The following is a 25,279-nucleotide window of genomic DNA, read 5'->3' on the forward strand; positions in this document are numbered from 1 at the left end:
TTATTGCTCAAAGATTGAACCACTTTTGACAAAAATTTGTTTTGCACCCTCAATTTTTTCAAGCTCTTCTTTAAACTTCTCATTGGCAGTCGTTATTAGAACTTGAAATTGACTTTGTTCTAGGTGAGATACAAGCTTCATCCAGCGAAACTTATCTAGCTCTCCAGAGACGTCATCAATTAGTACAATGGGGTACGCCCTAAATTTATACCTAAAGAGCTCTATATAGGCAAATAAGAGGCTCAGATAGCTCATTTTTTGTTGGCCTAGAGAACAAAATTCGAATGAATTGAGGCCATCAAAAAGAAGCACATAGTCATCTTTGTGAACACAATACGTCGTATGCCCAACAATTACGTCCTTTTCAAGACGTTGTTGCAACATATCAAAGATCTGTTGTTGAGAATAACCAGCAACTCTTGTATCGAGAGTTATATCGAGTTCGTGTTGCTCAGAGAAGATCTTTTGGAAAGTATCGCCAATTAATGGAGACACTTCTTGCAGAAATAATAATCTCTTGTCTGTGATGCTTTTAGCATTTTTCGACAATTCAATATCAATAACTTTTATCTGCTCTAAATATTTATTTGGTTTTTTAGACAAGAGAGTATTTCTAAACCTCAAACCTGAATTATAACGGCTGAGAGTTTTTTTATATTCTGGATCCAGCATGGATAGGTGAGTATCTATCCAGTTTCTTCTAAAACTTGATGTATTGTGAAACCCATAAGAATCAAAGGGATTAATAAATACTGTATTAATACCAATTTTTCTTTTTGCTGGTTGGCCATTTAAATACCAATTAGCTGCACCGTTTTCGAGTTTACCTGAATAACTCACAAGTTCATTGTCTTCAGTGTTAAGAACAGAAGAAAATATTATTTCAGGTTTCTCACCATCAATCCCGAGGAATTGTGGAAAACTTGTATTTTTACGAAATGATTTTCTATTTGCTAATACGTAAATTGCTTCCAGAATATTTGTCTTACCATTTCCATTTTCTCCAAGAATACAATTTATCTTTGGTGAGAATTCTATGATGTCTGGTTGCAAGTTTCTAAAGTTTGTAACTTGCAGTTTAGCAATTTTATAATTAGCCATAACCTACAGCTTAAGCGGCATTATAATCCCAAGATAATTTGGTACTGAATTAGAACGAATTATCACTGGGCTAAGTTCGTTGTTAAGTTCTAGAGAAATTTCACCTTCTTCGATAGTTTGAAGTGAATCTAGTAAGAACTTAGCGTTGAATCCAACTTCCATTGGATTACCATTGAAATCTACAGGAATTGTTTCTTGAGCATCACCAAGGCTTGGGTGATTAGCTGTTATTGTCATTTCTTTTTCTTTGATTTGAATTCTTAATCCATTCGATTTCTCATTCGACATGATTTTAATTCTTCTAACAGCATCAAAGAATGATGATCTCTCAACATTTACAACGTATGTAGTTTTGCTTGGTATGATCGCTTGATATTTTGGATACTCTCTAGCAATTAATCTAATCGAGAGAAAGTATTCATCTTCTGCATTGATATACATGAATGATTCATCAACTGAAATTGTAACTTTCTTGCTTGGATAAGATTCAGCAAGCTTTTTAATTTCGAAGACACCTTTCTTTGGAATAATAATTCCATTTATCAACGTTTCAATATTTGTTTGTTCAAGATCAGTTTCAACTAGTGAAAGTCTTAAACCATCTGTCGAAATTGCTCTTAGTTTAGAATCAACTTCGTGTAGGTAAATTCCATTAAGCTGTAATCTTGTTTCATCATCTGAAATTGCATATGACGTTTTTTGGATGATTTCTAATAATTGTTCAGAAGTTAATTTAAACTGTGAACTTTCATTTCCAAAAATAAGTTTTGGATATTCGTCACTTGGATAAATAAGCAAAGAATAGTGAATATCTTGGCAATTTAATTTTAAGACATTTTCACTAGAATCAAGGACTAATTCAATTTCAGTGTTAGGAAGTTCTTTGAGAATATCAAATAAATTCTTGGCATTTACACAAAAGTTACCATGGTTTTCAACAGTTGCTGATAACTTTACTTTTGCAGAAACTTCTAAATCTGTTGCGCTCAATTCTAGATCATTTCCAGTTACTGAGATCAATGTGTAGGTAAGAATTGGTCTAGAATTCTTTTTGTCTACTACAGTTAGAATCTTAGCAAGACTGTTTTTTAATGAATCGCTATTTACTTTGATGCGCATTTTTTTTCCCTCTTAATCGAATTGATTACTTTTATCCCGATAAACACTGAAATTCAAGATCATGATTCTACTTATATATATATATTATTATTAATTATTATATATTATAAGCTGTGAGTAAGTGGATAATCTTGTTGTTTGCTTAGCAGTCTATTGTTTCGCGATTTTGCCATTTTGAATAAGTCTAATAACTTTCTTTTAATGCGGATGCACAATTCGTATATTCTAAATTGGCCATGAATAACTATGCCCATTTTCACACTTTATCCACGGCCTATTCATGGCCTGTAATGTCTAAATATTTTTACTAATTTATTTTCAATTTTGGCCAGTCATTTATCCACAAGTTTTACACATGTTGATAAATAATTAATCAACGGCCTAATGTTCTACGTTTGTATTTATTAACAGTGTTGATAAGTGGTCAATATAACAGTTAAGTATCTGTTTTTGTATTCAATATTTATCCACGGCCGGCCGTGAGTAATACTTTAGTTTTCCACATGGCCGTGGAAAACTGGTTGTTTTGAAGAGATTGTGTGAATAGGCCATGAATAAAAAAAAGGAGCTCTAATTAGGCTCCTTCTTTTTCACATTTAGAATTGGGTATAAGTGTATAAGTTTGTTTATAGTTTGCTTTCGATTGTTAAAACATCTCTTGATAGTCCTATGTCAGACTCTAATCTTTTTGAAATTGTTTTTTCAGCGTGAACAACTGAACTGTGATCTCTTCCACCATAGAAGTTTCCAATTTCTTCTTGTGTTGCATTTACTATCTTTCTTGAAAGGTACATGGCCACAAATCTTGCATTAGCTATATCTTTAGTTCTAGCTTTTGATTTTAGATCTGCAACAGGTATCTTGAAGTACTGAGAAGATGCTTTAGCTACTTGATCTAGCGTTACTTTTTTATCCATATCAAGATCTTTAAGCATTAGTATTTCTTTTACCATCTCTGTGTCGATGTCTACTTTCATCATTTCTGAAAAGGCAGATAGCTTTACTAAAGAGCCTTCAAGTTCTCTGATGCTGTTTTTAACATGACAGGCGATAAGATTTAAAATGTCTTCTGCGAGATACAAATCAAGTTCGTATGCTTTTCTTTTTAGAATAGCGATTCTTGTTTCTAGGTCTGGCTTCTGAATATCAACAACAAGTCCCCATTGGAGTCTTGTTCTAATTCTTTCTTCGATACCGTCAATTTCTTCTGGTGCTTTATCAGAAGTGAAAATCAATTGCTTACCTTTATTATAGAGCTCATTAAAGACGTGGAAGAACTCATTTTGGGTACTTTCTTTGTTTTTCAATTCATGAATGTCGTCAATCATGAGGACGTCGACAATTTCTGAATACTTCTTCTGGAATTCGTGAAGCTTTTTGTCTTTAAGGGAATCAATCATTTCTTTCATGAAGTCTCGTGCTGTAATTAAGCAGATGACGAAATGTGGATAATTCTCTTTTATACCATTGGCAACAGCATGGAGTAGGTGAGTCTTACCTAGACCAGAATTACTGTGAATATATAAAGATGGATACTTACCATCTTTACCTGGATTTTTAGAAATGGCGATCGCCGCTGCATTTGCTAAGTTGTTTGATGGGCCAACAACAAAGTTATCAAATGTTTTAGCTGGATCAATGATCATACCAACTTGTTCTGGATTCATATGATCAATATAACGACTCTCTACTTTAGAGAGCAGATCATCTTTAGTAGGTGTTAAATCTAGAGTAAAAGTAATATCTTTCACAGATTTAGGTTTAGTCTCGTGGACTAAAGAAGGTGTATTTTCACTTGGTCTTGAAGTTGAAGACGTAAGAGTTCGAGATTGCTCATTAACTGAGATATTAACTTTATATTCTTTCCCTAAGGCATTGATAATAGATTGCTCTATTTGCTCCATATTCTTTTGAACCATTGATTTGATTAGGTTGCTAGGAACACGAAATTCAATTGTATCTAATGTTAGATTCGACAGGGATAATGCGCCGTCGAAAAAAGCATTATACTTCTGTGCGTTAACTAATGATTTTAACGAGTTATGTATTTCTGTATCAATTAATTGTAGCTCTTCTTGTGAGAAAAACTCATTACTTTCAACAACTTGTGGCTGTTGCTTCTTCTCTGTCTCTTGAAATAAGTTCGGCTTTTCTTGTGTTTCCGAGGACTTAAGGAATTGATCAAATGGAAAATTATTATTCATTCTACGAATACCTCAAACAGTGTGTGTGATACGGGCTCATTTTTGTAGCATGGCCCCATTCACTTTCCAAATAAAAAGATAATAAAATTGTGCATGGCCAAAAAAGTCACCTTCTTCAAGAATTTTTTGCTCTAGGCCATTGACCTTTTCACAAACGAAATGTAATGGTATCATTTCGTGATTTAAAATTGTAATAACGTTAGTGTTAGTGAGGATATAGCGATGAGTAAAAGAACATGGCAACCTAAGAGAAAGAAAAGAATGAGAGTTCACGGTTTCCTTAAGCGTATGTCTACTCCAGGTGGGAGAAAGGCTATTGCTGCTAGAAGAGCTAAAGGAAGAAAGCAACTTACAGTTTCTACAGGTTCTAAATAAAACTGTGGCCGACAATTGCTTTAGCAAAGATTATCGACTTTTGTCGGCCAGAGATTTCTCTTACCTTAGACGAGGTAGCTCTCAAGTTAAAAACAAGTGGCTCATGGCTTATTTCAAGCCAACCCAGTCCACTAAAGAATCTCCTAGATCGCATTCGCGATTAGGCTTATCTGTTTCTAAAAAAGTAGGTAAGGCTAATATTCGAAATCTATGCAAACGACATGTTAAAGATTTTTTTCGTCAGTCATCTTTCAAATATGAAGGCTATGATGTTCTAGTTTTAGTTTCTCCGATGCTTTTCAAGCGTAATGAAACAAAAGAGCAAGCTAATGATGCTTTAAAATCTGCAATTCCCCATCTTTTTAAATTGATTGAGAAGAATATACAGTCTCGTTAATTTTATTTCACTGCCCAATAAAGAGATTTCCGATCTGCATTCACTATGGTACACAGAACTACCTTAAATTAATAAAGGAGCACATGCTGTGAACGATGATCAAAAACGCACGTTTTTGTTTGTTTTAATCGCTGGTTTAACTCTTTTTGGATGGCAGATGTATTTTGCTCCTGAGCAAACTTTTGTAACTCCAGAAGTTAAAAAAACAGTTGAGAACAAACAAGCTACACAACCAGTTCAACAGAATACAACGACTGCTGAAGAAGTTAAGAATGTTGAAACATCAGAAGTAACTTCTGTAACACAGATCGAAGATAAGGTTGTTACTGTTTCAAATGGTGAACATGTTTTATCTTTTGACAGTTTTTTAAATGTAAAAGACTTCACTAATTCTGAAATTAAATTTCCTCTTTCAGAAACTCTTGGAAAAACAACAACACGTTTTAAAGTGCAAGTTGCAAAAGCTGGAACTAGAAACTACAGAGATCTTCAATTTAATTTCGAAGATGTTAATCAAAATATTGTTAAAGGTTTTGATCCTGTTAATAAAGTAAATCTTGCCCTCACTCTTGGTGAAAGAGGTAAGGCTTACATTAAATTAACTAGTGCTGAATCACTTGTTTTTAGAACATTTTTTGGTGCTGCTGATTCTTCTAAAGAAGAGCATGAAACGAATAATAGAATGGTTCGTCAGTTTTTATATTTCTCTAAAGATGTAGAGAGAATTTCAGTTGGTGATGACTCTACTGGTGAAGGTAGTGTTAAGTGGGCCGGTGTTGATTATAATTATCATCTCTTTGCTTTAATTTTCAAAAACAAACCTAAAACTCTATATAAGGTTTTTGAAACTGGTGAGTACTACGTAGAAACTACTTCAGCGACTAATAGTTTTGAAGGTGAATTAATTTATGCAAAGAAAGATTACGATTCTCTAATCGCTCTTGGTGATAAGTTAGAGCTTTCTGTAGATTTTGGTTTCTTTGGAATTCTTTCTGTTCCAATTCTACGTGGACTACAATTCTTTTATAAGTTTGTTGGTAACTACGGTTTAGCTATTATCATTCTTACGATTGTAATTAGAATGCTGACTTTTCCGTTTCAATACAAGTCTTTCAAGAGTATGAAGAAGATGCAGAAGGTTCAGCCTGAACTTCAACGTCTTAGAGAAAAGTACAAAGACGATCCAGCAAGAATGCAAAAAGAAACAATGGCCCTATTTAAAAAATCAGGTGCTAACCCAATTGGTGGTTGTCTTCCAATGATTCTTCAGATGCCTGTTTTCTTTGCTTTCTATCAAGTTCTTTATAATGCTGTTGAACTTGTCGGTGCTCCTTTTTACTTTTGGATTTTCGATCTTTCTCATAAAGATCCATACTATGTTCTTCCAGTTCTTATGGGTGCTGCAATGTTTGGTCAAACGAAGCTTAATCCATCTGCTTCAGCTGATCCAACTCAGCAAAAAGTTATGCTTTTTATGCCACTAATTTTCTGTTTCATTATGAAGGATTTACCAGCTGGTCTTAACCTTTATATTTTTATTTCGACAATTTTTGGTATTGCTCAACAGCTATTTGTATACAAAACAGTAGATTAAAATATGTTAAACCTTTATGACGATAAGCCCATTATTGCTTGTAGTACCGGTACTAAATCGAATACTGCAATTGGGCTTATTCGTCTTTCAGGTTTTAAAGATATCTTAGACCTCCAAGAATTTTTCTCTCTCGATTTAAATAAAGTTAAAACTCGCTTTGCTCATTACACTGACATTATTTCTAGTAAGGGTGTTGTTGATAGTGTCGTTTTAACTTTTTACAAAGGCCCTAATTCTTATAATGGCGAAAACATTTTAGAATTAGGTGTTCATGGAAACCAATTTAATATACGGCGTATTCTTAAACTCTTTGTCGACTCTGGAAAATTTAGAGCCGCTAAAGAAGGTGAATTCACGTATAGAGCTCTTTTAAATCAAAAGCTTACTCTGTCCCAGGTTGAAGGCCTCGACATGCTTTTAAACGCCAGTTCTGGCCTTATGCTGCAACAAGGACTTGAGACCTTACAAGGGAATCTTCATAAAGAGTACACTGATCTCTATGACAGTTTTATAAAGTTAAAAGGCGCTGTGGAGATTACGATTGATTTTTCTGAAGATGTTGGTGAGCAAGAGAGTATTGATTTATTGAATAGAAACTTTTCACGTTTCTTCAGTATCATCAAACGTTTAAATAATCGTATTCAAGGTGAGTTTGGTGGCCTTACTTCTCCTGAGATTGTTTTAGTTGGCCAAACCAACGCTGGAAAGAGTTCTCTTTTTAATTCTTTGCTTCAAGATAATCGTTCTATAGTTTCGAGTACGGCGGGGACTACACGCGATTATGTAAGCGAGTATGTTTTTATCGATGAAGTAAATTATAAGCTCATTGATACTGCAGGTATTCGTGAAACCGTTGATCAGATTGAAAAGATTGGTATTGAAAGAACTTTTGAAGTTTTAGAAAGAGCTTTTTATAAGATTCTTGTAGTAAATCCAGGTGAGTCAAACTTTGAAGACTTCAAAAAATTGCCTCAAGATTTAGTTTTTGATCTATTAATCATAAGCCATAAAGATCTTGTTGAGGTCGATTACAAAGGGCTCTTCAGTCATTTACCAAAATTTAAAAAATGTTTTCATATGTCTCTTAAAAATGGTCCTATAGAACCAGTTGAGGTTTTTGGTCCTATAGAACCAGACGTGAAAAATGGTCCTATAGAACCAGAGTTTAATACTGCCCCTATAGAACCAATTTCGAAAAGTGGTCCTATGGGACCAGTTCATAGTTTTATTTTTATTGAAGATCAGATTTCATTTAAATTCAGTGAGTTAACGGCAAATAATCCTATTCTATTAGAGAGGCACCGCGATTGCGTAAATAGTATTTATTGTAAAGCTGTTGAGTTTGATGATGTATTACGTAATATCAATGACATAGCTATTATTTCTTCTGAGTTAAACATTCTTGGCAAATATGTTTCAGAACTTATTGGAATTGTAAGACCAGATGATGTTTTAAACGATATTTTCTCGAATTTCTGTATCGGAAAGTAGTTATTTCTCAAATATTCAATTAGTTATAGACAAAAATCCGCTTTTTCATTATTAAAGGGTGAGTTTTTATTTCCATTTTTGTTCCACGTGGAACTATTGCATGTTATCTCTATTGATTATGTTCCACGTAGAACATTTCGGAGTTTTGATGAGTGAAATTATATATGACGTCATGATAGTTGGTGGTGGGCATGCTGGATGTGAAGCAGCCTGGGTTTCTTCTCAATTTGGTCTTAGTGTTGCTATCTTGACTATGCCTGAAGTACCTCTAGCATCGACACCTTGTAACCCAGCAGTGGGTGGAGTTGGTAAAGGGCAAGTTGTCCGAGAGTTGGATGCCCTTGGTGGAATGATGGGGATTGTTGCAGACCGATCAGCTATTCAGTACAGGATACTTAATGAAAGCAAAGGGTACGCTGTTCAATCTACAAGAGTTCAGGTTGACAAGGATTTATATTCTGAGAATGCCGAGAAGTTAATTGCTTCCGTTGTGAATATTGATGTGATCCGAGAGAAGGTCGATTCGATAGCGCGAGATGGAGAATTGTTCCACGTGGAAACATCGAACCGGTCCTATAGGACCAAAAAACTTGTCATGACAACAGGAACTTTTCTAAATGGAAAGCTTCATACTGGTGAGGAGCAAACGAATGGTGGACGAGTAGATTGTAATCCTTCTAAAGGACTTTCAGACTTGTTCAGTGAAATTCAAACACTTGATAAGCGATTTAAGACAGGAACACCTGCTAGATTAGATAAAGATACGATAGACTTTAGCGTAATGGTTGCTCAAGAGAGTGATGGCCGTACTAGAAACTTTCATTTGAATCATGAACCTAATAAGCGTTTTGTTGATCAGGTAGCATGTCACTTAACTCGAACTAATGAAAATACATTAGGCATTATTAGAGATAATAAGGAAAGAAGTCCTATTTTCAATGGTCAGATTCAAGGAATTGGTCCTAGATATTGTCCTAGTATCGAAGATAAAGCTTTTAGATATCCTGATCGCCATAGCCATCATGTATTTGTAGAACCAGAAGGATTAAATGCTCAGACAATTTATCCAAATGGTGTATCAACGAGCTTACCTAAGGAAGTTCAATTAGAGTTTCTTAGGACAATAGCTGGTCTAGAAAAAGTAGAAATTTTAGTTTATGGATATGCTGTTGAGTACGATGTTGTCGATACTTCTAAGCTAAATACTCAGTTGGAGTATATCGATGTACCAGGGTTATATTTTGCTGGTCAAGTCAATGGAACTTCAGGTTATGAAGAAGCTGCTGGTCAGGGAATCGTTGCTGGTATTAATGCTTCACTATCTGTTCTTGGGCGTGAGCCTTTACATCTAGATAGAAACTCATCCTATATTGGAGTTATGGTTGAAGATCTCGTTTCAAATAAAAGAGATGAGCCATATAGACTCTTTACTGCGAGATCAGAGAATAGGCTTTACGTAAGAGAAGATAATTCAGTTCTTCGAATGTATCCATTTAGAAAACAACTAGGACTTTATACTGAATTAGATAAAACTCTCGATAGTTTCGTAGAGGAGTTTGAGCTGCTTTGGGATATGGCAAAGTCTTATGTTTATAAAGCTAATCCTAAAAATAAAGAATACTTTAAAGAGATGGGCTATGGAACACTTCCAGCTAATACATTTATGTTTGAGTTGATTAAGAGATCTCAATTAGAGCCTGTCGAAACATTGGAGAAAGAACTTCTAAATTTTGGACTCTCTTTTAGAGAAGATGTTGTTCGAACAGTAGCAATTAGTTTGAAATATGAAGGTTATATTGAAAGGGCCAACTTTGAAAATGAGAAGGTGATAAGACTTAGTGGTAAAAAAATTCAGTGGCAACAGATTTGTGATTCTGTGAATATTTCAAACGAGTGTCGACAAAGAATCCTTGAAGTGAAGCCAGAGACATTTGGTGGATTACAAAAAATAGATGGCATTAGGCCAGCTACATTAGCATACGTTGCAGGAAATTTATTATAATGAAAGATTTTGCTAAAAGTTATTTGGATATTTTAACTGGTAGGTTAGCAGGGCTTAATCTAACTAGAATTACAACTGAAGAAGAGTTTTATAACAAGCAAATTGTGGATTCACTACTACCGATTGAAAAAAGTGATAAATTTGTAGCTTCGTTAGAGAAGACAGGCATTCTTGTAGACGTAGGTTTTGGTGGAGGCTTTCCATTGTTACCTCTGGCAAAAGCATTGCCTGAAGTGAAGTGTGTAGGTTTTGAAGCTAGGGGTAAGAAGGCTAAGGCAGTTCAATCAATTGCTGATGAACTTGAGTTAAAAAATGTTAAAGCACTTCATCAAAGAATAGATGATGTCTATATTGATAGAAATTGTGTTATTACTTTGAAAGCCGTTGGTACTGCGATAAATTTCTTACCAAAAATAATTACGGATAAAACTGTAAGAGTGTTCTTTTACAAAGGTCCAAACTTTTACGAGCTTGAAGAAGTAGAGCCATTACTAAAAGACTGGAGAATTGTTGAGGAAACTTATTACGACGTCCCTGGAACAGAAGGGAGGATGTTAATAGGTTTCGAAAATAAAAAAGTTCTACATGGAACATTGGTAAAGAAGGCTCAAAAAAAGAAAGACAAAAAACTTGTCAATCTATCTGATCTACTTTAATCCTATTTATAGAAAAATTAGTTTTATTTCTTTGTTCGGGGGAACTAAATGGCTAAAATTATTGCAATGATGAATCAGAAAGGTGGAGTTGGTAAGACAACAACAGCCATTAACCTTGCTGCTTGCCTAGCCGTAGCTGAAAAAAAGACTTTAATAATTGACTTAGACCCTCAGGGAAATGGTTCTGTAAGTGTTGGCTTGGATGCGTCGCAGCATACTGCCTGTAACATTTATCATGCCATGATTGGTGAAGCGAATATTAAAGATGCAATCTATAATACTGAATTACCATTTTTTGATATCTGCCCATCAGATAATAACTTATCAGGTGCTGAGATCGAATTAGTAAGTCTGTTTGCAAGAGAGTCGAAATTAAAACTGGCCCTTGAACAAGTTCAAGATGACTATGACTATATTATTATCGATTGTCCTCCTTCTCTTGGACTTTTAACAGTCAATGCTCTTAATGCTGCAAATGCCTTTATCGTTCCAATGCAGACTGAATACCTTGCAATGGAAGGTCTTGCACAGCTTATTAATACAGTTAAATTGATTAAAAACTCATTGAATCCACAATTAGAAATGGAAGGGATTCTCTTAACTATGTTTGATGGAAGGTCATCACTTCACAAGCAAGTTGCCAATGAGATTAGAAAGCATTTTGAAGAGAAAGTATTCAAAACTGTTATTCCTAGAAATGTTAAACTTGCTGAATGTCCATCATTTGGTAAGCCTATTATTCTTTATGATATTGAATCAAAAGGTAGTGAAGCCTACCTAGCACTGGCCAAGGAACTTATTCTAAAAGATAGAATGGAGGCCTCTCAAAATGAACAAACTGAACTACCAGAGGACCTACCGGAAGTACCTCAATCAGGTTCTGTTAGTGACAACAACGCACAACAATCGTTGCAGTAAATTAGAGGGGAAAAATAATGGCCAAAAAAGTAGCACTTGGTAAGGGTATTGCTTCATTAATCGGATCTTCAAATGAAGACGTAAATGCTAAGCTTAAAGCTAAGATGGCATTAGATGAAATGAATGAGCAACCTGTAAAAGAAGTTATTAAAGAAGTAAGAGTAGAAGGTCCTTCTTTAATTGATATTTCTCAAATCATTACAAATCCTAATCAACCGAGAAAGATCTTTAAAGAAAAAGAACTTGAAGAGCTTTCTGAATCTATTAAAGAGAACGGTATCATTCAACCACTGATTGTTGTGAAGAATGAAGAATCTGGATTTGAATTAGTTGCTGGAGAAAGAAGATTAAGAGCTGCTAAGCTTGCTGGTCTTGAAAAAGTTCCTGCTGTTATTAAAAGAGCGACTGATAAAGATAAGATGGTTATGTCGATCATTGAAAACGTTCAAAGATCAGATCTAAACTGTGTTGAAGAAGCTCTAGCATATTATCAACTAATGGATGAGTTTAACTTAACTCAAGAAGAAGTTGCTAAGAAGCTTGGTAAAGAAAGATCTACAGTTGCTAACTTTATTAGAATTTTAAAATTACCAAGAGATGTAATCGAACTTCTCCAAAAGGAAGAACTCTCTTTTGGCCATGCAAAAATATTAGCAGCTGTTAAAGAAAGAGATAAGTGTATTCGTATTGCAGTTGAAGCAGCAGCAAATAAATTATCAGTAAGAGAAACTGAGAAACTAATTAAAGCTAGAAAGAATACAAAAGTAGCTCAAGAAGATAAGACTCATGATTATTTTCAAGAGAAACTTGATCAATACCGCCAGAAACTAGAGCAAAAAACAGGTTTCCACTTCCAGCTTAATTCAAGCAAGAAAGGTGGTGGACAAGTTGTTCTTAAATTCAACAACGAAGCTGAATTTAATGACATATATGAATTTCTTCTAAGTAAGTAAGAATCTGGTTCTATAGGACCATTTACTTTGGTCCTATAGAACCAAAAAAAGTGGTCCCATAGGACCAGAATAAAAGTTTAAAAAGTGGTTCTATAGGACCAGGCTAAAAAGAAAAGTGGTCCCATAGGACCAAATTTCTATGGAGAAGAGATGGCCAAGGATAAAGGTGATATTTCAGCTATTATTGAAGAGGGTTGCAAATTTGAAGGTAACTTGTCTTTTAATGGTGTCGCAAGAATTGCTGGAATCGTAAACGGAAGTATCTTTTCAAATGACACTGTCATCGTCTCTGATGGCGCAATTATCAATGCTGACATTAATGCTAATGTTATCCTTATAAGTGGTACTGTTAAGGGAAATATAAAGGCTTCTTCAAGAGTTGAAATTATCAAGCCAGCAAGGTTTGAAGGAACAATTACAACACCAAGTTTAATTGTTGAAGAGGGAGTTATCTTTCACGGTACAACAAAAATGCATGACAACAAATAAAGTTGCGTGCCGCGCATAGTTAAAATCTATTTGAACGTTAACAAAATAAACGAAAGAAGCACCGAATTACCTTGACGAATTTAGGGTCAAAGTTTATTCATTAAACTCGAATTCGTAAGATGCATCTATTCTATGGAGTTAGGCCTTTATGGATACTATTATCGGTATTTTTAAGTCACTTGGTGTTGACCAGTCAATTTTCACTCAATTTATCATTGTATGTATTCTTTATTTCATCCTAAGAAACTTGCTTTTCAACAAGTTACAGGAAGTTTTAGAGCTTAGAGAGGGTAAAACTACTAAGCTTGAAGAGAATGCAAACAAGAAATTCATCGAAGCAGAAAACTTAGCTAAAGCTTATAAAGAAAAAGTTGAGCAAGCTCAAACGGATGCTTATTCTGATCTTTCTAAAAAGAAAGAAGAAGTGATCAAAAGAGAAAAGCAAACTATTAAAGCGGCTGAAGCAAAGTTGAACCAAGAAATTGAGCAAAAAGCTCAAGAGTTCAAGGCAGAAGTTGAAGCTAAAAAACAAGAAGTTCTTGGAAATGCTGAAGCTTTAGCAAACGATCTAGTAACAAAATTAACAAACTAATTTTAATAGGGTGAGATATGTTGAAAGTAATTCTTTCTTTAACTCTTCTAGTATCTAATGCATATGCTGCAGGAGATTCTGGAATTGGAAGTTTATTAATTCCTGCGCTTAACTTTGTTGTTTTTGCAGCGATCATTATTCTTGCGGTTAAAGGTCCAATGAGAAAAATGTTTGATGAAAATGCAGTTAAAGTTAAAGAGCTTTTTACTCATGCAGAAGAGAAAGATAAAGAAGCTCAGATTAAACTTGATATGTATGAAAAGAAAATGAGCACAGTAGAGTCTGAAGTAGAAAAGATTTTTACTGAAGTTAAGCAAGATGCAGTTAACTTTGAAGAGAAATATCTTAAAGAAGTTGAAGAGCAAATTGGTAAAATGACAAAGGATGCTCATGCAAAAGTTGAAAGCGAAAAGAACGCTATGCTTAGAGAGCTGAATGCTTCACTCGTTGATGAAGTTATCGCAAATGCGAAAAGCAAAATTGACGCTAATAAAGAATATAAAACTAAAGCAACAAACAATCTTGTTGCTAAACTTTAATTTATTGCAGGAACAGTAAGATGAAAGAACAAAATGTTTCAAAAGCTTACGCGAAGGCATTGATTGAGCTTGGTAAAGAAAGCAAGGTTGACGTTGCACAAGAATTAACAACTTTAAGTGAAGTTATTAATAAGAGTGCAGATCTTGAAACACTTCTTTTCTTAGACGTATTCACAGTTGAAGAAAAGATTGATGTTATGACAAAGGTCTTTGAAAAGATGACTCTTTCAAGCGTTGTTAAAAGCTTTGTTTACTTTCTTATTCAAGAGAAGAGAATTGGTCTTTTCCCACTTATCTTTAAAGAAGTGATCGTTATTGATGATCACGAAAAAGGTTTCCTTAGAGGAACGATTGAAGGAAGTGAAGATCAAGTATCTGATGAATTTAAGAGCAAGCTTATTTCTTATTTAAAAGAAAATGCTGGAATCGAAGCACAACTTGAATATGTAAAAAACGAAAAGATCACTGCAGGTTTCAAAGTAACTGTTGAAGACCTACAGCTTGATGCTTCTCTTGATAACCAATTAGAAAAATTTAAAGAAACAGTATTAAATAACTAATTTCTTAACCACGAGTAGAGGTAAAAGATGTCTATGAACCCAGAAGAAATTACGAGCATCATCAAAGATAGAATTTCTAACTTTGAGACGAAGCTTCAAGTTGATGAAGTTGGTACAGTTCTAACTATCGGTGATGGTGTTGCACGTGTTTTCGGTCTTAAAAATGTTATGGCCGGTGAACTAGTTGAATTTGAAACAGGAACTAAAGGTATGGTTCTTAACCTTGAAGCAAACAACGTTGGTGTTGCTGTTCTTGGTGAAGATCCAAATATTACAGAAGGTTCTACAGTAAAAAGAACTGAGAAAATTGTTGAAGTTCCAGTAGGAGATGCACTTCTTGGACGTGTAGTTAACCCAATCGGTGAAGCTATTGATGGTCAAGGTGAAATCGTTGGTACTGAAACAAGACAAGTTGAAGTTAAGGCTCCAGGGATTATCGCAAGAAAGCCTGTTCACGAGCCAATGCAAACAGGTATTAAAGCAATCGATTCTATGATTCCAATCGGACGTGGACAACGTGAGCTTATTATTGGTGACCGTAAGACAGGTAAAACTGCTGTTGCCATCGATACAATCATCAACCAAAAAGGTAAAGATGTTGTTTGTATCTACGTTGCTGTTGGACAAAAGCAATCAACAGTACGTCAAGTACAACAAAAGCTAAAAGAAGCTGGTGCTCTTGATTATACAATCATCGTATCTGCAACTGCTTCTAACACTGCACCTCTTCAGTTCCTTGCTCCATATACAGGTTGTACAATGGGTGAGTACTACAGAGATAACGGTAAGCACGCACTAATCATTTATGATGATCTAACGAAACAAGCACAAGCTTATAGACAAATGTCACTTCTTCTTAGACGTCCACCAGGACGTGAAGCGTTCCCAGGGGATGTTTTCTATCTACACTCGAGACTTCTTGAGCGTGCAGCGAAACTTTCTGACGAACTAGGTGGTGGATCACTAACTGCACTTCCAGTTATTGAAACACAAGAAGGTGACGTATCTGCATATATTCCAACTAACGTAATTTCGATTACTGATGGACAAATCTTCCTAGAGTCTGACCTTTTCAACTCAGGTATTCGTCCAGCTGTTAACGTTGGTCTTTCAGTTTCACGTGTTGGTGGTTCAGCGCAGGTAAAAGCAATGAAAAAAGTTGCTGGTACTCTACGTCTTGACCTCGCTCAATACCGTGAACTTGCAGCCTTCGCAGCATTTGGATCTGATCTTGATGAAGCTACTAAAAAGCAGCTTGATAAAGGTGAGAGACTTGTTGAACTTCTTAAACAAGGTCAATATGTACCAATGGACGTTATGGACCAAGTAGCAGTTATTTACGCTGCAACTAAAGGTATGTTTGACTCTGTTCCTGTTGTTAACATCAGAGACGTTGAGAAGGATCTTATTGAACACCTAAATGCTAAGCATAGCGATCTTATGACTGCTCTTAGAGCTGAGAAAGTAATTGCTGGTGACAATGAGACTAAGCTAGTTGGAATCATTAAAGATTTCGTAGCTTCAAAAAAATACTAATTAATCTTTGAGAAGGGGAGCGATCCTCTTCTCATCGTTGATTGAGGGGCCGTATGGCGAATATTAAAGAACTTAAAAAGAAAATTAAAAGTACGAAGAGTACTCTTAAAATTACGTCGGCAATGAAACTTGTTTCTGCTGCGAAATTGAACAGAGCTCAACAAGCTATTCAAAGTTCTCGTCCATATGCTGAAGAATTAGAAGATACAATTAAGACTGTATCTGCTCTTGTTCAGGATTACTCGCATGAGTATTTGGTAGAGAAAGAAAATAAGCATTCTGTACTATTAGTAATTTCTTCTAATAAAGGTCTTTGTGGTGGTTATAACTCTCAGCTTTCTAAGAAAGTAAGAACTTTCATTGAACAGAAAACTGACGAGGACTTCAAAGTTTACTTTGTTGGTAAGAAGGTAAGAGAGTTAATTCAAGGCGAAGTAAATGTCGCTAAAGAATATGAATTCGAAAGAACGGAGCCATCTTTTGCAGAAATGCAAGGTGTTGCTACAGAGCTTGCAGGACTATTTAAAACTGGTGAAGTAGGAAAAGTATATATTGCATACAACCTATTTGAGTCAGCAATTAGTTTTGTACCATCTGTAAAACAAGTACTTCCAATGTCTATGGACAAGCAAGAAAAAGAAGAACTTAAAAGCAAGTATCCATTCGATTTCAAGTATCAGCCTTCTCCGGAAGCGATTCTTGACACTCTTATCCCAGAAGCTTTTACAAGTACGTTTTGGACTTGTCTTCTTGATGGTATTGCATCAGAGCACGGTTCACGTATGACAGCTATGGATAGTGCAGTTGGAAACTGTGAAGACGCAATTAGAACATTAACAATTAAAGCAAATAAGTTGAGACAAGCTGCAATTACAACTGAACTAACAGAAGTTGTATCTGGTGCAGAATCTCTCAACGGTTAAGGAGCATAATAATGTCGGAAAACAAAGGTATTGTTAAGCAGGTTATGGGGCCAGTTGTTGACGTTGAATTTCCAAATGGAAAGATTCCAGCGATCTACAATGCTCTTAAAGTTACAAACAAAACGATCAGTGACGTTGAGTACAACCTTGTACTTGAGGTTGCACAACACCTAGGTGACAACGTTGTAAGAACAATTGCAATGGATGCTACTGAAGGTCTTTCACGTGGACTTAACGTTCTTGATACAGGTTCTCCTATTCAAGCTCCTGTTGGACGTGAGTGTCTCGGTCGTATTATCAACGTAGTTGGTGAGTCAATTGATGAAAGAGGAGACATTGGAAACAACAAGTCTTACTCAATTCACAGAGAAGCTCCAACTTTCGAAAATCAATCAACAAAACTTGAGCCATTTTTTACAGGTATCAAAGTTATTGACCTAATTGCACCATACCTTAAAGGTGGAAAAATTGGTCTATTTGGTGGTGCTGGTGTTGGTAAGACAGTTCTAATTATGGAACTAATTAACAACATTGCAACTCAACACGGTGGTTTCTCAGTATTCGCTGGTGTTGGTGAAAGAACACGTGAAGGACGTGACCTTTACGATGAAATGAGTGAGTCTGGAGTTATCGATAAGACTGCACTTGTTTATGGTCAGATGAACGAGCCACCAGGTGCCCGTGCACGTGTTGCTCTTACTGGACTTTCAATTGCGGAATACTTCCGTGACGAAGAAAAACAAGACGTACTATTTTTCGTTGATAACATTTTCCGTTTTACGCAAGCTGGTTCAGAGGTTTCTGCCCTTCTTGGACGTATTCCTTCTGCCGTTGGTTACCAACCAACTCTTGGTACTGAAATGGGTGCGATGCAAGAGCGTATTACATCAACTAAAGATGGTTCAATTACATCGATCCAGGCCGTTTACGTTCCTGCCGATGACTATACTGACCCTGCTCCGGCAACTACATTTGCCCACCTTGATGCTACTACTGAGCTTTCAAGATCTATTGCAGAGAAAGGTATTTACCCAGCGGTTGATCCACTAGCTTCTTCTTCAACAATTCTTTCTGAAGACATCCTTGGTGAAGAGCACTATGCAGTTGCTCGTAACGTTCAGGAAATTCTTCAGAGATATAAAGAACTTCAAGATATCATTGCTATTCTTGGTATGGATGAACTTTCTGAAGATGATAAAGTTGTTGTTGCTAGAGCACGTAAAGTTGAGAAATTTCTTTCTCAGCCATTCTTCGTTGCTGAGCAGTTTACTGGTAACCCTGGTAAATTTGTTAAGATCGAAGATACAATTGCTGGCTTCAAAGCTATTCTTGATGGAGAATGTGACGATCTTCCAGAGCAAGCTTTCTACCTACAAGGTAACCTAGAAATGGTTAGAGAAAGAGCTAAGGAAATCCAAGCTGAAGCAAACGCATAATTAGCTGAGGTTTAAAATGAATAACTATACTGTTGATATTTTGACTCCAAATAAAATTGTGGCAAAAGATATTCCTGCTGAGAATATATTTGTCCCAACAATTAAAGGTCAAATTGAAGTAAAGAAAGATCATACTCATATCGTTGAGAAACTTGCTACAGGTTTAATCTCTGTTATGGGTGGAGCTGATGATCCAGATCGTCACTTCACTGTAACAACAGGTATCTGTAAGGTTCTTGCAGGTAAAGTACTGATCCTTTCGAATACTTCAGAAGAAGCTCATGAAGTTGACGTAGAAAGAGCTAAGCTTTCTCTTCAGAATGCTCAAGGAATGCTTTCTACAACGCTTTCTGACGAAGATATTGTTAAATATCAAAGAAAGGTTGAAAGGGCTAAACTTAGAATTCAATGTGCTAAGTTTGTTCGCAACCGCGAAGTTTAAAAAACCGACAAAATTGCTCTGTTATAAAAGACCTAAGTGTAAAAACTTAGGTCTTTTTTTATCCACCTTGAAAATTTGAATTTCTAAAGCGAAAATAGATGTAATGAAGAAATTATTAGTAGTTAGCTTTCTATTCTCGTTATTAAATGTACAAACTTATGCGTTTGAGAACCTCTCTGTTTTCCTTGATTACTTTGAAAGAAGTTTCACTTCGAAGCATTGGCTTAATGACTATTATTCAAATGTAAGTCCGATTGAAAATAATAAGAATGAAATTGAAAAGAAAGATGATGTAAATGTCGTTGTAGATAGTGTTGCACAAGTTATGGCCGCAACGAAAAAGAAAGCTGCACCGTCGGACAATCTCACAGATTTATTAAGTTTCATTGAAAAGATAGATAAAAAGAATAATGGCATTCAATTGCAGTCTAACTCAGCAATTGAGCTAACACTTTCTTCAGCCAATATTGGAATCAATAGAGGTAAAAGAGTCAATCAATTCAGTGTTACTAATATTACAAATGGTCAGATTAGCTATTCTGAAGAGCAAAAGGCCCTCCTCAATTTCGATAGTAATAATGGTAAGGGAACGATTCGATTTCATGTAGATGAAGCAAAGTACATCCCAACTTCATTTGAAATTTCACTTGAATTTGGACTCAAAGTAGTTGATGTTCCAATTTTTGAAAGAGAAACATATCTTCGATTCTTAGATAAGTATGCGCCAGATGCTTTCGGTGGGGCTTTACTTATAGATCTTTATGACCAAATTGAAAGTACTGAGATAAATGCGCCATATGCTAAGAAGATATATCTAGATTCTCGATACAGAAAGACAACGCAAGATGGTGATTATCGTTACGTATTATTTGTAGGAGTAGACCAAGGTAACGTTCTTGTACAATATATGACAATGGATGGGCTCTATGGCGAGAAAATCGTTAATATTCAAAACGATGAAGTCTTCTATGATTATCCGATCATTAAACAAACAAAGACAAAGCATTTCAATTTATACGAAGAAAGCGTACTTTCTAAAAAGTTACAAGAGCTAAATTTAGGAACGAATAAAGTCGTTCAATTAGGTACATCGAATATAGCAAAAGAAATTGGTATCAATCGATATAGTCTTAACCCAATGACTGAAGTTGTTGGTATGAGAAATATGATTGAATTCAAAAGTAATAGAAAGAGCATTGTGGCAAGTTACCAAGACGAAGCAAATCTTGTAATTCCTTCTAGAGAATACGTCTCATACCTTCTAGATCTCTTCGAGATTGGCGATTTAGAGACTAACTGTGTGGTTGATATAAATCCGGCTAAAGAGATTGAGAGAATCAATTTTGAGGCCCTAGACCACAAAGGTAAAATGCCTGCCGACTTATACTATTTCGACGAAGATGGAATGTTTGATATAGAACCAAGTGAGTTAACAAAAAAAGCATATTTCATTGGTTCAGGCCCAGGTGTTGTATATCTTGAGTTGGAATACAAAGATAAGACAAAGGACTACGTTAAGACGTTTTGTTCAAATGGTAGTTACCTGATTGAACATCTCTGATTCTTCATATGTCTATCCCAATTTAAAGGATATCTCGAAGTTAGGAGCTTTTCTGGAACTTCAGTATATTTTCGACTAGTCAGTTTTAAGTCACTGAAAACGATTTTTTGTGATGAATAGACCTTTTTCTTTTTCAAGAAATGATAATTGTAATACTTAATCATCGGACTACTATTTTTAAGCTTAGAATAGAATGTATGTGGCCTTAAACGACAATTAGTCAGATATGGTCGGATGATTCTATTCTTATGATCTTTCATTAAATCGAATTCATCTTTATAAAAATAATCTAAATATGTAAGAGCATAGACCAGTGCTAAAAACTCACTATAGAAATTTTGAGCTGCGAATCCAATGTGTGGGTGGTCGTATTTTTTTAATATAGTTTGCAAGCTAGCCTTTGGTTGCTTAAGCTTTCGCCTTGCTCTAAGAAAGTGTGTAGGACCGGAGTTATAAGCAGCGACAGCAAGAGGCCATTGTTTTAAAATACGCTTATTCTGTTTGAGAAGATGAAATGCAGATAGAGTAGAAAGAATTGGATTAAGACGTCCATCAATTGTTTTATCCATCGGCATGTAAACTTTGGCAATATAAGGCATGAATTGCCAAATACCAGTCGCCCCAACTTTTGATCTTGCACGAATATTAAAACTTGATTCTAAAAAAGGTATAGCGACTAACTCACGAGGAATATCGAAAAGTTTTGTGTAGTAGTCTATAGTTGCCTTAAAAGGAATGTAGTAGCGAACGCCTGAAGCGATTTTGTCTTGTTGACCAGTTTGAGAACGAATACCACTTATAAGGCGATTATAGAAATGACGGCGCTTCTTTACATTTTTTGGAATTTTGATTCCTTGTTTATTCAAGATAGCAATTATTTGCTTTTCTAATTTTCCTTTCTTTCTATTACGTGAAAGGTTTCTGAAGGCCTGTTTGTATAGTTTAATTTCTTTAGAGACTAATTTGTTTTGATAAAGATACCTCTCGTAGCTATTTTTTATCTTTGATTTGAGATGTTCAAACTCGATAACTTCATAGATTATATTCATTTGATTCTTATCATGAATAACAACAGAAGATCCTGGATATTTTGTGTAGATATAAAACCAGAATTTAGTAGAGTTATAAAAATATTTAGGAACTTTGAAAGTAGATGAAACTCGATCTTTAGGATCATTGATCAACCGATCGAAAATCTTATCATCAATTGCCTCTGTGATTTTAACGTTATCAATAAACGCCTTACCAAGAATTCTGTCAGAAATAGATTCTTCGGAAGTTTTTAATACTTTTTTAGGAACAAGGGCCTGAGTACTAAATGAAAAAAATATAAATAATAAAACTAACTTTCCCATTCGTGATTTCTGAAAACTTCCATTGTTCGTTTATAACCAGCAGCAACTAATTCACTTGTTTTCTTCGGATTGAGAGAGAATGAGTTTCTAAAAAAGATCTTGTACTGTTCGTGTTTTGGAAAGATATCAATAAGATGAACATTAGATTTATAGTCTAACTTTCTCTCGAGAATTGAAAGAAGTTGTTTTCTATGGATTTCATCGAAACGATTAGATTTCATATAATCATTAACAGTATCTAGAATATCTTGTGCATTATTTCTTCTTGTACGAGAGGCAACAATCTTTTTCTGTATCATGAGATAGATTGACTGCATGCAAATAGCAGGAAGACCATAATTAACTAGGGAACCTATCTCATCATGATAGTGATAAGGCGTATGGGTCCAGCTGCTAATGATAAACTCACAACCATTATCAACTGCAACGTGAGTAGAGAGAGTTTCTCTAATTTCTCCATCAATATAATAATCAGTTTGATTGGTAACAGGATTACAAATTGGATAGGGAGAATAGAATGGCGGTACACTCATACTGGCCGTAACAGATTCAGAAACTGGAATTCCTGTGTAGTAACATGCCGTAGAGTCGTGGGCTGGGCTCGGATAGTTATATTTACTGAAGATAACTTTTCTTGAATGATCTAATTGAGTTGCTACAACGAAGAGATCAGCTAAATAATCATCAAAAGATTTCTTTTCACTAATTATGTTTTTGATGATGTAGTCATGTAAGCCTGTCGTTGAAAATATACCTGATAGATTTAAAACAGGATTCAAAAACTTCTTCAACATGAAGGGGAACCCTTCAAGTGGATCATAGAAGTCAGTGTTTCTTCCACCCTTATTTGGATGTTTGAGGCTCAACATGTCTTTATATGTAATAGGCTTAATCTTAGAATTATTCTTATCACCTGTGAATGCTTGAATAATATCGACAGGTCTATAGCCAGAAGCAAAATATAAATTTATGAGAGATCCAGCTGATGAGCCAACATAAGTTGAAATTTCTAAGTCACTAGGCTTTGACTCGTTAGATTTTAAAGAAAATCCCAACTCTTCCAGAGCATGAGCAACGCCTAGGTGCCAGGCAGCAGCTTTAACAACACCACCAGATAGAACTAGGGCGACTTTTTTATTTTTAAAATTATTGAGATCCACTCTTTGCATAAAGTTAAGTATAGCTTGAAGTAGAAGATTCTCAAAATATTACGATTAAGTTTTGTCAGAGAAAGAAGAAAAACATATTATAATGGTCGGTTAAATGGAGTTAGCGTGGAACTAAGCAGGGAATGGTTAAGTATTTCAGAGTACTCTGAGTATTATGGAATATCGACATCAACGATCAGAAGATATATCAAGACTGAACGAGTCAGGTATCAAAAAATCAACGGAAAATTCTTTATTTTTGATAGAATGAAAATGCGCGAGAAATCTAGGGAGTTAGATTTTTCAGTGCTTTCAAAAGATTTAGCTTTAGAGAATGAGATGTTAAAATCTAAAGTAGCTAAGCTCGAAGCAGAATTACGCGAATTACGAGTTCAAATTAATTGATCAACGAAAGAGTATTTAGATGAAAAAAATTCTATGGATTGGACTTTTCTTTCTCACCTTTAATGTATTTGCAGCGCAATCAATGCGTCGTTGTATGTTATTACCTATAAATGACACAATTGGTGGGAGTGTCGGTTTTCAAGTTTTTGAAAATTTAGAAAGATATCTGAAAGATTCTGATTGGTGTTATTACGAATCAAATAGTGAGATATTGAATATACTCTCGGGGTATCGAAACTCGTTAGATGAAGCTCTTGCCAATGAAGATGTGCTGCGAATTCTATCTGAAAAAGCTCAATCCGGTTCTCTTATCAAAGTGAAAGTTAACTTTGTCGCTAAGGGAAGTGAAGTGTCTGTTTCTGTCATTGGAGCAAATGGACGAGACGTCTATTTTATGGAGAAAACATCAGTTGATTCTAAAGATCCAGTTCTTTTGGCCCAGACAGTTAAAAACTGGCTAGAGGTTTATGAAAAAAATATTCCATATGATGGAATAGTAACAGGTGTCCTAGGTAATCAATTTACAACAGACATTGGACGATTGTACGGACTGTTTCAAAATGCAGAAATTGAAATTAGACGAATTAAAAGGAAGAGAAGACATCCTCTTTTAAAAGAAGTTGTCGATTGGGAAACGGTAAAAATAGGTGAAGGAAAAATTTTTCATACAGCTGACACTCAATCACAAGGAAAGATAAACGTTTATGACAGTAAAAAACGTGTGCGAATGAATGATTGGGTCATCATTAAAGAAAAGAGCATCGCTGATAATAATAAGATGTTTGAAGTTAAAAAAGATGATGATTTTAGCTTTGGAAAATTAGGTAATGCTGGAGTTTACTTCAATATTGGGAGTGGATCAGTAACTTACAGTGAAGGAAGCACGACGAATAAAATGAGTGGTCTCCTTCTTGGTGTAAATCTAAAGGCCGAATTATGGGCAACAAGGAAATACTGGGGTGGATTAGAGATTGGCAGAAAGTTTGGTTCATATAGTAAAGATGAAGGTGACCTTCAAAGTGATTCTAATTCAATTAGTTTCGGACACTATAAGATTAAGGCCGGATATAAATATCTACCATTGGGATTTTTCTATGGACCTCAAATTGATGGCTATCTTGGATATGCATCTTATACCTATGGCCTAGATAATCAGACCAATGATGGTATTGGTGAAGTTGAATTTAGTGGATTATTTCTAGGCGCAAGAGGAAGTATTCCTCTGATGAAACTATATAGACTTTATTTGTCACTAGATTTTATGTTAGGACCGTCTTATCAAGAAGAAGTAACAATAAATGGTCCTGATGATAGTTCTTCAAACTTCAATTTAGAATTTGGTGGCTCTTATCAATACAGTCCAAATATGCTAATAGAAACATCTGTAACACATACTAATAGTAAGGCTAAATTCAAAGGTCCTGAAAGAACATTAAAGCTTAAGGATACTTCTTTGAAGATTGGAACTTCATTTAATTTTTAG

The 25,279-nt window shown here is 35.2% G+C and carries 25 protein-coding genes; 19 read left to right on the forward strand and 6 right to left on the reverse strand.

Annotated elements, in window-relative coordinates:
• The 4 genes from recF to HBN50_RS16585 all read right to left on the reverse strand — a co-directional run bounded on the left by recF (position 1) and on the right by HBN50_RS16585 (position 4,598).
• Entirely contained in the window at positions 1-1,101 is a 1,101-nt protein-coding gene (recF, locus tag HBN50_RS16570; RefSeq protein ID WP_273871890.1) for a DNA replication/repair protein RecF, read from the reverse strand.
• Positions 1,102-1,104: 3 nt separating this feature from the next.
• Positions 1,105-2,220 carry a DNA polymerase III subunit beta gene (gene dnaN, locus HBN50_RS16575; RefSeq protein WP_273871891.1) on the reverse strand — a complete coding sequence of 372 codons (1,116 nt, stop codon included), beginning with the start codon at positions 2,218-2,220 and terminating at the stop codon, positions 1,105-1,107.
• A 626-nt stretch (positions 2,221-2,846) separates the two neighbouring features.
• A complete protein-coding gene (dnaA, locus tag HBN50_RS16580; RefSeq protein WP_273871893.1) occupies positions 2,847-4,424 on the reverse strand; it encodes a chromosomal replication initiator protein DnaA in 1,578 nt (525 codons plus the stop codon).
• A 36-nt stretch (positions 4,425-4,460) separates the two neighbouring features.
• Complete coding sequence (locus HBN50_RS16585; RefSeq protein ID WP_273871894.1) at positions 4,461-4,598, reverse strand: hypothetical protein; 138 nt, start codon at positions 4,596-4,598, stop codon at positions 4,461-4,463.
• A gap of 48 nt (positions 4,599-4,646) precedes the next feature.
• Between HBN50_RS16585 and rpmH the strand changes: the two genes are divergently transcribed.
• The 17 genes from rpmH to HBN50_RS16670 all read left to right on the forward strand — a co-directional run bounded on the left by rpmH (position 4,647) and on the right by HBN50_RS16670 (position 20,888).
• Entirely contained in the window at positions 4,647-4,799 is a 153-nt protein-coding gene (gene rpmH / locus HBN50_RS16590) for a 50S ribosomal protein L34 (RefSeq protein WP_273871896.1), read from the forward strand.
• Between the two features lie 4 nt (positions 4,800-4,803).
• A complete protein-coding gene (gene rnpA, locus HBN50_RS16595; protein ID WP_273871898.1) occupies positions 4,804-5,196 on the forward strand; it encodes a ribonuclease P protein component in 393 nt (130 codons plus the stop codon).
• Positions 5,197-5,284: 88 nt separating this feature from the next.
• The gene (gene yidC / locus HBN50_RS16600) at positions 5,285-6,790 is read left to right on the forward strand and encodes a membrane protein insertase YidC (RefSeq protein ID WP_273871900.1); all 1,506 of its coding nucleotides are present in this window, start codon (positions 5,285-5,287) and stop codon (positions 6,788-6,790) included.
• A gap of 3 nt (positions 6,791-6,793) precedes the next feature.
• Positions 6,794-8,281: a tRNA modification GTPase gene (locus HBN50_RS16605; RefSeq protein WP_273871903.1), complete on the forward strand. Its 1,488-nt coding sequence runs from the start codon at positions 6,794-6,796 to the stop codon at positions 8,279-8,281.
• 148 nt (positions 8,282-8,429) lie between these two features.
• Entirely contained in the window at positions 8,430-10,283 is a 1,854-nt protein-coding gene (gene mnmG / locus HBN50_RS16610) for a tRNA uridine-5-carboxymethylaminomethyl(34) synthesis enzyme MnmG (RefSeq protein ID WP_273871905.1), read from the forward strand.
• Complete coding sequence (locus tag HBN50_RS16615; protein ID WP_273871907.1) at positions 10,283-10,939, forward strand: 16S rRNA (guanine(527)-N(7))-methyltransferase RsmG; 657 nt, start codon at positions 10,283-10,285, stop codon at positions 10,937-10,939. The genes mnmG and HBN50_RS16615 overlap by 1 nt, the downstream gene beginning before the upstream one ends.
• Positions 10,940-10,987: 48 nt before the next feature.
• Positions 10,988-11,857, forward strand: a complete 870-nt coding sequence (locus tag HBN50_RS16620; RefSeq protein WP_273871910.1) for a ParA family protein — start codon at positions 10,988-10,990, stop codon at positions 11,855-11,857.
• Between the two features lie 17 nt (positions 11,858-11,874).
• Complete coding sequence (locus HBN50_RS16625; RefSeq protein ID WP_273871912.1) at positions 11,875-12,810, forward strand: ParB/RepB/Spo0J family partition protein; 936 nt, start codon at positions 11,875-11,877, stop codon at positions 12,808-12,810.
• Positions 12,811-12,960: 150 nt separating this feature from the next.
• On the forward strand, positions 12,961-13,299 hold the full coding sequence (locus tag HBN50_RS16630; protein WP_273871913.1) for a bactofilin family protein: 339 nt from the start codon (positions 12,961-12,963) through the stop codon (positions 13,297-13,299).
• A gap of 148 nt (positions 13,300-13,447) precedes the next feature.
• Positions 13,448-13,891 carry a F0F1 ATP synthase subunit B family protein gene (locus HBN50_RS16635; protein WP_273871915.1) on the forward strand — a complete coding sequence of 148 codons (444 nt, stop codon included), beginning with the start codon at positions 13,448-13,450 and terminating at the stop codon, positions 13,889-13,891.
• A 17-nt stretch (positions 13,892-13,908) separates the two neighbouring features.
• The gene (locus HBN50_RS16640; RefSeq protein ID WP_273871916.1) at positions 13,909-14,430 is read left to right on the forward strand and encodes an ATP synthase F0 subunit B; all 522 of its coding nucleotides are present in this window, start codon (positions 13,909-13,911) and stop codon (positions 14,428-14,430) included.
• A gap of 20 nt (positions 14,431-14,450) precedes the next feature.
• On the forward strand, positions 14,451-14,990 hold the full coding sequence (locus tag HBN50_RS16645; protein WP_273871917.1) for a F0F1 ATP synthase subunit delta: 540 nt from the start codon (positions 14,451-14,453) through the stop codon (positions 14,988-14,990).
• A gap of 27 nt (positions 14,991-15,017) precedes the next feature.
• On the forward strand, positions 15,018-16,526 hold the full coding sequence (gene atpA / locus HBN50_RS16650; RefSeq protein WP_273871919.1) for a F0F1 ATP synthase subunit alpha: 1,509 nt from the start codon (positions 15,018-15,020) through the stop codon (positions 16,524-16,526).
• A 53-nt stretch (positions 16,527-16,579) separates the two neighbouring features.
• Positions 16,580-17,449: an ATP synthase F1 subunit gamma gene (atpG, locus tag HBN50_RS16655; RefSeq protein WP_273871920.1), complete on the forward strand. Its 870-nt coding sequence runs from the start codon at positions 16,580-16,582 to the stop codon at positions 17,447-17,449.
• An 11-nt stretch (positions 17,450-17,460) separates the two neighbouring features.
• Entirely contained in the window at positions 17,461-18,885 is a 1,425-nt protein-coding gene (gene atpD, locus HBN50_RS16660; RefSeq protein WP_273871922.1) for a F0F1 ATP synthase subunit beta, read from the forward strand.
• A gap of 16 nt (positions 18,886-18,901) precedes the next feature.
• Positions 18,902-19,327, forward strand: coding sequence for an ATP synthase F1 subunit epsilon (atpC, locus tag HBN50_RS16665; protein WP_273871924.1), 426 nt, complete (start codon positions 18,902-18,904; stop codon positions 19,325-19,327).
• A 103-nt stretch (positions 19,328-19,430) separates the two neighbouring features.
• Positions 19,431-20,888, forward strand: a complete 1,458-nt coding sequence (locus HBN50_RS16670) for a hypothetical protein (protein ID WP_273871925.1) — start codon at positions 19,431-19,433, stop codon at positions 20,886-20,888.
• On the opposite strand, the gene HBN50_RS16675 is transcribed toward HBN50_RS16670, so the two are convergent.
• Together HBN50_RS16675 and HBN50_RS16680 are read right to left on the reverse strand one after the other, a co-directional pair.
• Positions 20,867-22,243, reverse strand: a complete 1,377-nt coding sequence (locus tag HBN50_RS16675; protein ID WP_273871927.1) for a lytic transglycosylase domain-containing protein — start codon at positions 22,241-22,243, stop codon at positions 20,867-20,869. The genes HBN50_RS16670 and HBN50_RS16675 overlap by 22 nt on opposite strands.
• On the reverse strand, positions 22,231-23,412 hold the full coding sequence (locus tag HBN50_RS16680) for a patatin-like phospholipase family protein (protein ID WP_273871928.1): 1,182 nt from the start codon (positions 23,410-23,412) through the stop codon (positions 22,231-22,233). The genes HBN50_RS16675 and HBN50_RS16680 overlap by 13 nt, the downstream gene beginning before the upstream one ends.
• A 105-nt stretch (positions 23,413-23,517) precedes the next feature.
• On the opposite strand from HBN50_RS16680, the gene HBN50_RS16685 reads away from it, so the two are divergent.
• Both HBN50_RS16685 and HBN50_RS16690 read left to right on the forward strand, forming a co-directional pair.
• A complete protein-coding gene (locus tag HBN50_RS16685; RefSeq protein WP_273871930.1) occupies positions 23,518-23,796 on the forward strand; it encodes a helix-turn-helix domain-containing protein in 279 nt (92 codons plus the stop codon).
• A 19-nt stretch (positions 23,797-23,815) separates the two neighbouring features.
• Positions 23,816-25,279, forward strand: a complete 1,464-nt coding sequence (locus HBN50_RS16690) for a hypothetical protein (RefSeq protein WP_273871932.1) — start codon at positions 23,816-23,818, stop codon at positions 25,277-25,279.

This window comes from Halobacteriovorax sp. GB3, assembly GCF_028649655.1.
Classification (GTDB): Bacteria; Bdellovibrionota; Bacteriovoracia; order Bacteriovoracales; family Bacteriovoracaceae; genus BSW11-IV.